The organism is Paenibacillus wenxiniae (assembly GCF_039822605.1).
GTDB lineage: Bacteria > Bacillota > Bacilli > Paenibacillales > Paenibacillaceae > Saccharibacillus > Saccharibacillus wenxiniae.
This window is the reverse complement of sequence record NZ_JBCGUH010000008.1, coordinates 42,895-56,835: the sequence shown is the minus strand read 5'-3', so window position 1 is coordinate 56,835 and position 13,941 is coordinate 42,895. Positions and strand designations below refer to the sequence as shown.

The 13,941-nt window shown below is 40.0% G+C and carries 11 protein-coding genes; 9 read left to right on the top strand and 2 right to left on the bottom strand.

The genetic code is table 11. The features are described from left to right. The first annotated feature begins 151 nt into the window (after nt 1–151). On the top strand, nt 152–535 hold the full coding sequence (gene panD, locus AAHF22_RS15360; protein ID WP_347325911.1) for an aspartate 1-decarboxylase: 384 nt from the start codon (nt 152–154) through the stop codon (nt 533–535). A gap of 215 nt (nt 536–750) precedes the next feature. On the opposite strand, the gene AAHF22_RS15355 is transcribed toward panD, so the two are convergent. Continuing rightward, nucleotides 751–2,349 (bottom strand): hypothetical protein, encoded by a 1,599-nt coding sequence (locus tag AAHF22_RS15355; protein WP_347325910.1) that lies wholly within the window; start codon nt 2,347–2,349, stop codon nt 751–753. Between the two features lie 377 nt (nt 2,350–2,726). On the opposite strand from AAHF22_RS15355, the gene AAHF22_RS15350 reads away from it, so the two are divergent. From AAHF22_RS15350 to AAHF22_RS15315, 8 genes are all read left to right on the top strand, one after another. Beyond that, nucleotides 2,727–3,077 (top strand): helix-turn-helix domain-containing protein, encoded by a 351-nt coding sequence (locus AAHF22_RS15350; RefSeq protein WP_347325909.1) that lies wholly within the window; start codon nt 2,727–2,729, stop codon nt 3,075–3,077. 109 nt (nt 3,078–3,186) lie between these two features. Further along, a complete protein-coding gene (locus AAHF22_RS15345) occupies nt 3,187–4,026 on the top strand; it encodes a hypothetical protein (protein ID WP_347325908.1) in 840 nt (279 codons plus the stop codon). 245 nt (nt 4,027–4,271) lie between these two features. Then, entirely contained in the window at nt 4,272–6,851 is a 2,580-nt protein-coding gene (locus AAHF22_RS15340; RefSeq protein WP_347325907.1) for a dynamin family protein, read from the top strand. 15 nt (nt 6,852–6,866) lie between these two features. Further along, complete coding sequence (locus AAHF22_RS15335) at nt 6,867–7,490, top strand: hypothetical protein (RefSeq protein WP_347325906.1); 624 nt, start codon at nt 6,867–6,869, stop codon at nt 7,488–7,490. Beyond that, nucleotides 7,487–9,307, top strand: coding sequence for a dynamin family protein (locus AAHF22_RS15330; protein ID WP_347325905.1), 1,821 nt, complete (start codon nt 7,487–7,489; stop codon nt 9,305–9,307). Before AAHF22_RS15335 ends, AAHF22_RS15330 begins: the two co-directional genes overlap by 4 nt. Further along, nucleotides 9,304–11,139 carry a dynamin family protein gene (locus tag AAHF22_RS15325; RefSeq protein ID WP_347325904.1) on the top strand — a complete coding sequence of 612 codons (1,836 nt, stop codon included), beginning with the start codon at nt 9,304–9,306 and terminating at the stop codon, nt 11,137–11,139. Before AAHF22_RS15330 ends, AAHF22_RS15325 begins: the two co-directional genes overlap by 4 nt. Further along, nucleotides 11,132–11,617 carry a hypothetical protein gene (locus AAHF22_RS15320; protein WP_347325903.1) on the top strand — a complete coding sequence of 162 codons (486 nt, stop codon included), beginning with the start codon at nt 11,132–11,134 and terminating at the stop codon, nt 11,615–11,617. The genes AAHF22_RS15325 and AAHF22_RS15320 overlap by 8 nt, the downstream gene beginning before the upstream one ends. Nucleotides 11,618–11,621: 4 nt before the next feature. Continuing rightward, nucleotides 11,622–11,942 carry a hypothetical protein gene (locus AAHF22_RS15315; protein ID WP_347325902.1) on the top strand — a complete coding sequence of 107 codons (321 nt, stop codon included), beginning with the start codon at nt 11,622–11,624 and terminating at the stop codon, nt 11,940–11,942. Between the two features lie 247 nt (nt 11,943–12,189). On the opposite strand, the gene AAHF22_RS15310 is transcribed toward AAHF22_RS15315, so the two are convergent. Beyond that, on the bottom strand, nt 12,190–13,911 hold the full coding sequence (locus AAHF22_RS15310) for a methyl-accepting chemotaxis protein (protein ID WP_347325901.1): 1,722 nt from the start codon (nt 13,909–13,911) through the stop codon (nt 12,190–12,192). Nucleotides 13,912–13,941: the final 30 nt, after the last annotated feature.

Below are 13,941 nucleotides of genomic sequence, written 5' to 3'. Positions count from 1 at the left end.
TAAGGCATAATCGATACGCTGGAATGAGCATCTACAATGCTAATGTATGGAGCAGATGGAATGTTAATAACTACACGAAATTGGAATGCGTACAGGCACGGGTAGTAAATAAATGCAATAAGGATCATATAAAAGAAAGGGGTTGCCCTGCATGTTTAGAACGATGATGAAATCGAAAATTCACCGCGCGACGGTAACCGAAGCTAACCTGAACTACGTAGGTAGCATTACGATCGACGAGGATCTGATGGATGCCGCTGATCTGCTGGAAAATGAGAAAGTGCAGATCGTCAACAATAACAATGGCGCTCGTCTGGAAACATATGTGATTACAGGCCCACGCGGAAGCGGTGTGATCTGCCTGAACGGAGCTGCGGCTCGGCTCGTACAGCCAGGGGATAACGTCATTATTATCTCGTATGCGGTACTGGACAATGCGGAAGCAAAAGAACATCGTCCAACGGTTGTGTTTGTAGATGATGCGAATAAAGTCGTGATGGAAGCGCACAAGGAAGTTCACGCAACGATTGTGTAAACGAACGTTAGATTAAGATGATCAGTACGAATGAACCTGTATTATCTTATATAGAGTTTATTCCAATTATTTACATCTATTGCACAATATGTACAACGTTAATTAGCTTGAAATCATTAAACGGATTGCCTGTCTTCAGGACGAGCAATCCGTTTAGTTTTGTACTTTTGTTTGATCATTATAGTGATTTAATAAACCTCATAATGAATGAGTGACTAAAAATCATCCTCGATCATCTTTTCAATATCAACCACATTCATATCCTCAGGCTTCAAACGCATCAATTGCTTAAAGGCGTAGTCAAATTCATCAGTAAAGGTAATTAATTTGGTGGCATCAAAACCGTTACGATGACGGCCACGAAGCAGAAGTTGCTTTTTAGCCATGCGAAATTGCGAGCTTTTCGTATAACGGTGTTTACATGTATAAACTGCTTTGTACATTTTATAAAATAACGATTCAGAGTCGGAATCGGTTTCTTTCAGATGACGCAAATGATCATACATCTCTGTCGCATACATAGGTTGCGTTTTCAAATCATTTTGCCACATCGCTATTGGAATTAGTTTCTGTTTGAGCTTCTTTAACTCTAACGCTTCATTAGCATCTAACGGTTCTTCATACTTATTATTCTCGTCTAGTACAGCCGCTGTGTAAAACAATACAGTCGCGTCTTGTAATGAAGTACGCAGAAAAGAGCGTAATGCAAATTCCGCAATGAAAATAACGATCAAATATAGGGCGGGACGCCCATCTTTGGCATATTCCAAATCCAGTATTCCCCGTTCAAAAGCAGCGACCTCATCGTTCTCCTCATAAAGAGGTTCATTTTCCATCTGATAATTCACATCATTAAAAGGTAATCTGCCTGAGTGTGCTTCTGGAATTAAATTATGTAAAAGTAATTGTCGAATATCAGCACTATTCACCATTGTAAACAAAGCTGCTAAGCTGATGAGTGCTTTTTGCTTCCCTTTTCCTTCAGTAGTCGTATACGGCTCGGTGTGCAATCCAGCTTGTATAAAACGTGTGACTGCATATTCAATATAAGCGGTATTTAGCTCGGCTTCAAACGCATCTAGCTCTACTTCTACATCCAACGGTTCGCTGGAAGGAATTGTACGAAGAAGACTGTTAAACAATAACGCCTGTTGCTGAAGTCGATTGCGTCTATCATTTTCAGCAATATCGTTCGGATGGGGTTGAGTCCATCGTTTGGAATGGATGGAGCCTTTAAACATGCGCATGCTTGCACCATAGCGATGACTATATGGATTCCAGGCAGCCTCGTTCCACTGGGAGTCTACATGCTCGCTAGCAAGACCTGGATGGAATTCAAGCGCAAATGAACCAAACAGATCATGAATAATGGTACGTTTATTATTTAAAGTTAAGGAGGAGGCAAAAGGCGGCAAGCGATTCCAGATCGATTGATCAGAGCTTTGCAGCAAGATGAGTGGATTCTCAAAACATTGTAGCCATGCCTCTGGTTCACAAAAAGAAACCTTCTCCAACAGTTCACCTAGCGTATGACCCAGAATCGTATGATCATAATACATCGCCATAAGTTGTTGCTCTCGGACGGTTAAACGCGAGCGTTCCACAATGCATTGCCGTAACGCATAGCGTTTGATTGCTTGTTCTGTCTGTTCAATGTCTAGTTCCAAAAATACACACGCATTTCGCAACAAATGACCTGTATCGATGGCTGACATCATATGATCAACCGTCCACCCTTCATGAATGAACCGAAAATCAAATTCAAATCCGCATGTCCAGCGAATGAAACGTCTTAACGATTTAGGTTTCCCCATAATAAGTTGTCTCCTCTTTCTGATATTGAGCTTTTATTTACCAATAGGATGATCTATAAATGTGAACAAAATATAAAAAATACACTACATAGAATAGCTGGGATTTTGAAAAAAGTGTCCAAATTGTGAACCAGAAAATAAAATCGCTTATTTTATGCGCTAAAAAGCTCCATTCACCTCTTTTCAGAAGCAAGTTGTTTGAGCAAGAGATGCTTTAACAGGTAGTTACAATAGGCACAAGCCATTGCGATGGTCATCATCGTGACGATCGTCATGATGATCTGGAGTATAGTCTGTGGGTAAAAATTACTTCTTATTCTAAGATAAGAAATGATAAGAAGTAAATACAGAAACAAGGAGGTTGTAAGCCGAAAAGTATGGAACTGGGAGAAAACATTAGGCGCATTCGAGAAACAAAGGGCTGGACACAGGAACAATTAGCCGAAAAAGCGGAGCTTGACATTTCGTATCTTGGGCAGATTGAGCGTGGGCTAAGAACATCGCCCGGCTTGAAGATTGTTAAGAAACTGGCATACGCATTAGAAGTCGAACTGGGATACTTGCTCGATAGCCAATGTAAGGACAAGCAACTAGATGAAGCTGGAAACATAGACAATATTCCAGAATGGATGGCAGAGGAGTTGAAACGGTGTCCACTTACCGAACAAACGATTTACGCTCAAATTTTTCAATTGATCCAAAAGTTGATGGAGTATAGGCGTAAATGAATGAACTTTTGTAGCGATATTTAACGTGTTGCTATGAAAAGTACACTTTCGTAATCACGATGAGTCGCTGCGAAAGACAGAGAGTCAAATTCAGAAGGGCGGTTATAACATGAGTATCATTTTTGGGTTTTTATTAATCGGTTGTTTGTTGGCGCTGCCGGTAGGTTTGCTAAAACCGACACTCGTATTATGGTGGAGCAAAAGCATCGTAAAAACAAGGCGCAAAGTGCTTGCTATATATGGTATAGGCGTGCTGGCAAGTATGCTGCTCATCGGCATATTTGCACAGGAAACGGAACAGCGCACAAATGAAGCGGCACATGATCAAAAACCTGTAACACAACGTACCACTGACAACAACAAAACAACCGATGCTTCGGCAGGCCAAACGAAGGAAACGCAAACTGCTGTCACGGCAACTGACACGGACGCTAACCATCAGACCGCTGCTAAAGAGATGCAGCAGCCTACACAAACCGTTCCATCGACTACCGCTACGGAACCAGTAGAGAAACCAGCTGACGAAGCGTTCTCGCAGCCAGAGTGGAACAAAAGTGATCCTGATATGATGAGTAATGGCAATTTACAACTAGCAGTTTCCATGCTACAAGCGATGGAGCAGTTACCAAAAGGCACACATGCCGATGCAGAGCAAGTATTGAAAACACCGTGGAACTATTATGGCAAAGCACTCACATTTACAGGACAGGTAGCTGTAGTTGAAGATTATCCACCTAGCAGTGATACCGCTCAAATGGGTATACAATCCGATATTGTTATAGAATCGACAGACGGTACGATCGTTGAGTTTTTTTCACTCGTTCCTAGCGGTTCCATCAAAGTGGGCGACCAGACCACTATAACCGGTTATCCAATCGGGCGGACAGAAGTGGAGAACAGATTGGGCGGTAATTTTACACATTTGATGGTCGTGACGAAAAAATTATAAATATATAGTTATCTGAAGTGTAAGTTTATACAGTAATAGCTAGCAAATATTACGTCCCATCAGATATTTTGATCGGCTGTTCTAAATCATCTGATGGGAAACAGTTCAATGAAAATATTTTATGTAGCTTTATTTATAATAATAGTTAAAATGGAGTAAACAACTTAATTAGGTAAAAATTGTGTTCTTTCCTTGATTGGAATGTTAGAACTAGGGCTATTTACTACGTTATTGCAGGAGTTGCCATGAACGAGAATGAACTGATTATTGCATTGTTATCTGTTATGGAAAAAGATGATGTAACAAAACGATATTTTAGCAGTAATATCGACTGGTTGGAAGATCGTAAACAGCGTTGGAAAGATCACTACATACGTGTTGGTGTAATTGGGGTTACAAGTAGCGGTAAGTCGACTTTGCTTAATGCATTGATGGGTGAGTCACTCCTACCTACAGCAGTTAGACCAAGTTCAGGTATATTGGTGACGTGTAAAAAAGGTACGGTTAATGAAGCGAATGTATATTTTCAAAATGGAAATGTCGAACGACTCGCTGGTGCTGAATTAGCACAAATGTTAGAAACATTCGCCGATGAAAAGCATAATGGGAATAATAACAAGGCAGTGAGAATGGTGGAGCTACAAGCTGCTCAATTTCAACTTGATTCGGTTATCGAATTGATTGATAGCCCAGGGTTGGATGCGTATGGTTTGGAACATCATGAGATGTTAACGATGGAAACATTATTACCTATGATCGATATTTGCCTATTTGTCGTAACGCTAAAGGCGAATTCAGACGAATCGACTTATCGAATTGTAAAAGCGGTTCGTGATCACGATAAACCGCTAATTATTGTACAAAATATGCTTGATTCAGTAGAACCGAAGCAAGGTAGGCATGGAATAATTCATAAAACACGCGAAGAAGTCGCTATGGAACATAAAAACCGCTTGCAAAATATCATTGCTCAGGTTGAAGAGGGACTAGAAAATAAAATAAGTATTGTTCAAGTTTCAGCCAAACAGGCATTGATGGCAAAGCAATTCCCCACTGATAAGGAAAAGTATAAATCCTCTCAATTTGATCAACTGATCCATTCATTTCAAGAGGAAGTGAATCGACTACGACCTGATATCTTGAAACAAAGAATGCTTCAACTCAAACGGCATATTGCAGAAATAATATATGATGACGATGAACGGCAAATCGGATTACAACAAGCAACTCTAAATTTGAAAAAACAATACGAGCGCTTCGCAATCTATGAACGGCAAGAAGAAAAACTTTCATTAAATTACATGGAAACTTGTGAATTGTTAGCTAGTACGATTCAACAAGTAAGAGAAAAATTTAATCGAACAATTATGGATATCGGTAAGTTAGGTCAAAAGCAAGTACATGAAGCGAATCAACAGCTTCAATTATTAAAAGAACATATTGATCATGTTGAACAGCAGTTGATTCAAATTAGTAGAAGCAATGATAAGCAAATAACAAAATTGAATCAACAATTAAATATTAATGAAAACGATTATAAAAATGAATTGTTGTTAAGTAACTTACGCATATCGACACCATCTATAGTGAATAAAAAAATTGTTCAGGAGACGTACCAAGCTGAAAAAAAAGGTGCGGTGAACAAAGTTTTTCGCTGGTTCGGAAGCAAATTTGGAAAAAATCAATGGGGGTATGAGCAGCAAGAACGTGACATTGAAGTCATTGATCATATGATGCTTCGTCGGCAATTACTGATGACTCGAAACCAGGTTACCCAATCATTCTCTTCGTTTCGAGATCAATGGATGCGGCAAATGACAGTGAAATTAAAAAAAGTTGAGCAAGAAATTAAGCGGCGCAAAAAGATTCTTGATTCAGATGCGTTGTCAGTTGAAGAGACACAACATATCCAATCGGTTATGTATAATCTTCGGACGCTACTAGAGCGAGAAAATCAACTACAGAAAGTGAAAGTCAGCAAAAGAGAAAAAGCTATTCAACAATCTGAGCAGAAGCCGATCATACAGGATCATTCCATACATGAATCGGATGATCAGAAGTCTGCCACAGAAAAGCGCACTGTAATCCCTATCGATTCTGCGACGTTTACTTTATATACACTTAGCCAGCAGATGATAATAAATAGCTTTTCTCTCGCATTTGATTTTACACAGCGTCATACAACAGCGAACGATGTTGCATTCCGCATTTCTGTAATTTGGGGTTGGGATGAGACAAGTTTAATTCATTTTTGTACGCGGTTTCTCCAGCGATCTATACATGCAGATCAACTGGAGCTATTCGCTACGAATCATGGATTGCTGAATATTGTGCATGATCATCATCACTATATTGTGGTGAACGAAACCAGATTAACTAGTCATGATGAAAAGCGTTTGTTTAGTTTATTAAACGAACAACCTTATATGATTTATATGTTGGTCAATACGATTCAACAGGGAGCTGCGATCAAGCAACTTAAAGAAAGCTTGGTGTATACCAATCCATTGACGGAACAATCAGTCATTCACTGGGTTAGCCAGTCATTTACCGAATTTATAGAAGGTAACAATATAGAAGAGGGACTGCAAAGTCTTATAGAGATTAGCAAAGAAGGACCGTCTGGTATCCAGGGATTATATTTGCTTAATGATCGTAACCCGATCTATTCGTTATTGCTTGCGGAATTATCTTTGCATAAGCAGCGCACGATTGATGTCGAATCCCAGATTCAAGCTACTTTACAACGTACATTTGCCCATCTGGTTAGAGAAAAATCTGTCTGGAAACATTGTGCAGACTTGATTAGAGCTTATCCCAAATAAAGGAGAAGATAGAGTATGAGTGATTCAATTTTAATTGAAGTTGATGAGATGTCACGTCAGATTATGGAAGAATTGCAATCGCGTATAGAGGCTGGAAATTATCAATCTTTTACACAAATAAAAACAGATATTGTTACTCCAATAGAGTCGATACAGCGGACATTGAAGCAACACGCCCAATCCAATCAGCGCAGTAATGAAGATATTAAGGAACAAATTGATCTGCTGCAACATCACCTTAGCCAATTGCAACGCTACATTGGTGATATCGCACCTTCTATACATGCGGAAGTACAAGCGGCGACTACGCAGTGGCAGACATTAGTTACTCCGTTGAATGAACGCATCCATACCATCTTAACGACCATTGATCAGCTTATAGCACAAGTAGCGCCTATACCTTCATTAACAATGACCGTTCAGGAATTACAAAATCAATCTCATCACCTGGATATGCAGTTGACTCAGCAATCTGAACAGATGTCACAATTGATAATACTTTTGCATGAACAGCAACAACAACAATTGGCTGCACAGCAACTTTTATTGGAAAAGATTACAAAAGTGGAAGCAGATATCGCATGGAATGGTCGTTCCTTATTTAAAAAATGGTTTGGTGGAAGGAAGAGATACATATGAATATGGAGTCGTTAAAAAAAATTGCTCTGCAATCTGAATTGATTCATTTAGCGGATACATACATCCCTTATGCAAATGGGGAGGGTAGCAATCAAAAACATAAAGATGTATGGGAAAGCAAACTACATCATTTAGAAGATGGAGAATTTCTTATTCCCGTATTAGGTATTCAAGGAACAGGTAAAAGCAGTTTGCTTAATGCTTTATTTATGAATGATATTGTTTTGCCTGTAGATGCGGATGAGACGACATGTATTCCGGTGGAAATTAGATATGGACGGCATAACGATGGAGAAGTTCATGTTCATTTTGAAGGCAAAGACACGATCGAGCGTTTTTACGATAAATCTCGAATGGAACAATTTGTTCATCAGCGTTTCAATCCGGGCAATGAGAAACAAGTATCTCATATCGTCGTTTACAAAGATGATGAGTTATTGAGAAATCAAATTGTTTTTGTCGATTTGCCAGGTGTCGGAAGCATGACCGTTCGTAATGTGGAGCTTACGATGAACTATATTAAAAAATTGTCAGCGGCAATCTTTTTATTACGTACTGTTCCTCCTATCACGCGATCTGAACGCATGTTTCTCAAGCAAGCTTGGGCGAGCTTGTCCAGTGCCTGGTTTATTCAAAATCGCTGGAATGATGAGAGCGAGCAAGAAGCAGCTGACGGTGAAGAACACAATATGGAAATTATTCAAGACATTGCGGCGCAAACCAATATAAAAGCTCCTGAACGTATTCGTATTATTAACATTTATCAAGGGCTAAATGCCAAGTTACAACAAGATACGGTAGCCTATCAAACTTCAGGTATGCAGGAATTTCGGTCTATGCTGGAAGAAATTACAGCTAATTGGAAAATGCTTCTGATTGAACAATGTAAAGAGCAACTTCGCTATCTTCTTGTAGCGATTCACGACAAAGTAATACAACGTCAGCAAGAATTACGTTTAAGTACAGCAGAGCTTCGCGACAAATATGCAGCGGAAGAACAAGAGTTTTATGAGGCTACACGCCGCAATAAGAATCGAATTGATGGTTTTAGCAGAAAGATGGATGATCATCGTATATTAATGAGTGAGTACGCACAGACGATTAGTCAACAGCAAACCGAAAATCTCCGTAGTGAAATGCGGCGGGTCATTGGAGGAGGCGTAGTAGACGGGCAGCTGTTGAATCGTGCTTTTGTGGAGATAAGAGACTCTTTAATGATGAGTGTAATGGAAGATTTTTCTTTGAAGTTAGATGAGATCCAGCAAGAAATAGCTGTTTTAATTGAAAATTTGGAGATTCAAAAGTTTGATGAAAAGTTTGATCAAAGTAGCAACTTTCATAAAAGTGAAGCTTTAAAATTTGAAAAAGCAATACCCCTCACTACGTCAATTGGTGGTAGTTTAATAGGATTACACATTGGAGCGAAAGTCGGTACTCTAGTAGCAGGACCTATAGGAACTGTAATTGGTGGAGTTGCTGGAGCTAGCATCGCGCTTCTTTTTTCTTTTTTAGGTATTCAAGCAAAGAAAAAAGTTGTGGAATTCCGACAAAAGCTTACGCTTCAAGATTTGGAGCAACCCTTACGCGATTTTCGGCATATGCTCCAAACTCATCTGGAAACGTCATGTGACACGTTGTTTAAGCGGTTAGATCAAGAATTACGTCAATTTAAAAAGATTCAAGATGAACTATTCCGCAATGACAGGAATATGCACGATGAGGTGCTACAAAAGAGTGAAGCTGAGAATGAACAATATCGCAAGCAATTGGAACAGGATTTATCGTATATCCATCATCTGGAGGGACAACTTATATGATCGTTTCGGATAGAATACATGCACGGATGCACACGATTCGTACCCTTGCTGAACGTCTGGATTATGAACCTATTCAAATTTTAGTTCGTTTTTTGTCTGAACGCATCGCTTCTCCTGAAAGTTATGTCGTGATGTTAGGAGAAACAAGTAGCGGCAAAACAACGTTAATTAATGGTCTTTTGGGACAGGAATTACTTAAAACGAGTGCCCGACCAACAACAGGTACAATCGTAGAGCTGATGAATAATCATGATGATACACTTCAATTAGAACATGAAACGTATTATGCGATTAATAAAGATGCCACTATTGAACCTCTTGTAAAAGATACTTTTGCAGAACTTGTCATTGAGCCGGATGATGAATTGTCACGTTTACGGATCGTTGTACCTGCGTTCCCTTATTCATTGCAACATATGCATCTATTTGATACACCTGGTTATGGAAGCATAGTAGAACATCACGAAGTCGTTTTAAAAGAATTTGTTCCTAACAGCGATGTTATTATTTACGTTATTTCTTATCGTGTTGGGTTTAAACAGAATGATCATGACTTTTTGCAATATATCGGTGAGCTGATTCATGCTGATACAGAGGTTGTACTTGTTGTTAACCGTGTTCCAGAAGGTGTATACAAAGATGATGCACGTATTCAAGAAATACGAAATTATGCGCAAGATTGTTTGCATCGAAAGTTGCTCATTCATATTGTACCTAGCAGCTATACAGAGGAACAACCGGTATTGCCTCATGCAACTGAATTATGGACCGATCTTCAACATATTTTACAGCGAGAAGAACGTCAAGAAGCTCTACAACGTGCATTTCTGGCATATGAAGACGATATTTTATTAGAAATGAAAGGGTATATTGAGCAACAAATTGCGTTGGAACAAACGTCTTCAGCAGAACAACAACAGGTGATCCAGGAACTACACCTTTTACTAAATACGGAAACCACAGCCATACAACGAATTAACGAAGTTTTCGATAAATTAGACAAACAGCTAGAGAAAATGTTTAACCATTCCATGCAAAGGATTCAAACTAACATTGAATCAGAATTGGAGGATGTGAATAAATGGGTAAGCAAAGACGAATGTGTTGGTTTTGTTCAAAATCATATGCTGCCTCATCAAGTCAAACTTGAAACAAATCAGATTGCGAATTGGATACAAGATGAATTGGAAAGTTTGGATGAGCAACTTCAATCTATGCTTAATACCGCAGTTGGAGAGTTTGAGCGGAAAATACAATTAAAATCGAGTACGTTTCAGCCACTATTTGAAAATATTAGCAATCGACTAGCGCATCGAGCAGCAGGAAACGGATTAAATATCTTTTTTAAGCAATTTGGCGGTGCAGGTGGAGCAGGTGCTGGAGTAGCCAATGCAGCAAAAAAAGGTTTGAAAACGGTAGGTAAGATGTTTAACAAAACGTTTTCGAGAGATACGCATAATGCGCTGGCTTCCCTTTTGAAAAAAATCGGAGCGACTTCAACTAAAACCATTGCGACTGCTGCTGCTGTAATTGTAGAAGGCATTTTTTATATTGTGGATTCTTTGAGCTGGCAATCTATATTAAAGAAACAAATTAGAAAAGCATTACAGACATGGAAAGAGAAAACTGTGGCTATCGTGCGTAAAGACCTGGTGGAGTTAAAACAATATAATGTAAACAATATACAAAATTACTTTGATCCATATCGGGAGATTGTACCTGTACAAGAATATAAGCGGAATATAAATGTGGATCAGTTGCAAGAAATACTTGTAGAAGTTGATGCCTGTTTAAATCAAAAAATTATAATAGGAGTGGGGAAAAGTGAATAATAACAGCCATCCTAATTCTAATGGAGCATTCCCACTATCCCAAAAGCGGCGTAATGGTAAAACGGTTGATGTCGTACCTATTTCTGATCAAAATATTACCGTTATTCAACATCAGGATAACGCTGCATGGAAGCAGGAAGCTGCTTTAAAAGTGTTAGATTCTATGCCTGCTTTGTTGAATTTGGCAAGTTCATTAATTGAAATTCGAAACACAGCTGTTCAAGCTGACGCTGCGGTAAAGTTAATTCGGGAACAGGGAGAGTTTTTGCAAAAACAAGCAGATGCTTTTGTACAATCGGAACTAGCAAGAAGTCAGTCATTCATAGCTAAAAGTGAGGCTGTTCAGCGTATATTAAAAGGCTTATATGAAGCATGTCAAACTCTTCAAATGGATGATCAGACCAAGCGAGAATATATCAAAGTCGTAGATGGCGCGATTCAAAGACTTTTTGCTGATCAAAAGAATCGGTATGAGTAATAATATGCTTGGCGATATTTATATGATTTGTGAGCTGATACGAAAACATAAATACGGGGAAGCGCAGATACGTATTCAACAAGAGCAAGAGCAGTTTAGACGGCTTGAGGTTTGCGAGCGTCATCGACAGATAGATACTTTGATTCAATCTATCTTACAAATTGATCGTCAAATCCATTTAATTACTCAGCAAATGGCTAACTTGGCTGAACATGATACGAAAGAATTATATGAGAGACTCACACAATTTTTGATTGAATTAAAGATGGAAAGAACAAGGTTGTTAGTTGAAAAAAGAAAGACTTCGAAAGTGAAGTATTTGTAATCTAATCGATCGTATAATTTCATGTATACACTGAAAAGAAAGCCATCTTCTGTTATACAGAAACTGGCTTTCTTTTATTGTAGTTCTAATTTGTTAGATCTATTTTGTTAGATCTATTTTGTTAGATCTATTTTGAATAGAATCAAATTATTTTTATATTGATCTTATTTTTCTCATGTAAACTTTGATTATCTTTGTTCCGTGTATTGATTGATTTAGTTTATATTACGCTTATCGTTCTTCATCCTCACACCTTAAACCGCCCAATCAACCCATTCAAACGCTCCGACAGCTCAGCCAGATGACTCGCAGAGTGATTCACATGCTCCATTGCCGCCTGTTGTTCTTCCGCACCTTCAGTAACCTGCTCGAAGCGATGGGCAGATTGGCGGGTGATACTTTCCATTTCATCGACAGAGGCGAGCATTTGCTGGGAAATGGCTGAGATTTCAGCAGAGGATTCTGATACATGGTGAAGTTGAGTTGCCACTTCGCTCAGACGATCATGAATATGTTCGAATGATTGGCCGGCATGTTGAACGACATGCATACCGGTATGAGCTTCCGTACGATTGGTTTCCATATGACGGTGCAGCTCGCTAATTTCGCGCTGCATGGCGGTTACGATCTCAGCGACAACGGCTGCGGAGGACTGTGATTGTCCCGCTAGCTTTTGCACCTCACCGGCTACAATAGAGAAGCCGCGCCCATGTTCGCCTGCACGAGCGGCTTCAATCGAAGCGTTCAATGCGAGCAAATTCGTTTGTCCGGCAATATCATTAATAAGCTTCAAAATATCTTCGATCCGATCGGAATGCTGCTGTAGCTGTCCGGTCGCTACGGCCATAAGGTCGGACGACTGCGTAATAGCTTCCATTTGCGATACGGCTTGTCCGATGGACTGTTTCCCTTGAACGCTTTGGGCCAGCGTGTCGCCGGAACGATCGGAGACGATCGTCACCGCCTCGGCAATTCGCTGCATACCTGCGCTTACTTCGTTCATGCCATGCTGCATTTCAATCGCATGCGCCGCCTGAGTTTGCGTATCTGCCGCCGTTTCATTGATATGGCCTGCAATCGTGCGGCTCGTAGTTGCTGTTACGCGAGATTGCTCGGAAAGTCCGACAGCTGACTGTTGCAGCTCGTGTGCGCTATCTCGAATACCGACGATCACGCCATGCGTATCGTTTACAAGTCTGCCAAATGCAGCGGACAATTGACCGATTTCATCTTTACTGGTATTGGTCATCTGAACGGTAAAGTCGCCTTCATTCACACGATGAATATCATCGGTTAATCGTTTGAGCGGACGAATTAAATAACGAGCTAACCCATACACAAGCACTATGCTGACAAGCAAAATAATGACCGAGACGATGATCGTCATCCGTTTGGAATGTTGCATCAGTTGATAAATATCGGTCGCATCCAGATCGGCACCGAGTACACCGATCGTTTGTCCGGCTGCATTTTTAATAGGAACAAAGGAAGTAATAATCGCGCCATACTGATCCTGACTCAAATCGCCTACAGCAGGCTTGCCGGTATCCATAACTTGCTGCATGGCAGGATATACTTTATCTTCAATCGTACCGAGTGGAGAGAAATCATCCTGGGACGCATCCTGTGGTGCACCGTCTACGATATATACGTATTGCTCTTTTCCATTTTGTTGTACGCGATTCAGCGTATAAATGTAACGAAAGCCGTTATCCTCGCGCAATTTGTTTAGTTGCTGACGTAGCTCGGTATAATACGTCGTCTCGTCACCTTCTTTTGCAGGAATTGCTGCATATTGTAGCGGATCAATCAGCGCGGTGGCACGTAGTGCAACTTGCTCGGCTTGTTTGCCAATCGATTGAATGACAAGCGAGTTGGATGATTGATACACGGTCATACCGACGATGACAATACCGATCACGATCAGACTGGAAAAAAATAAGATCATTCTTGCAAGCAAGCTATTCAATGGACTATCCCCTTCATGGTGTACACGCTT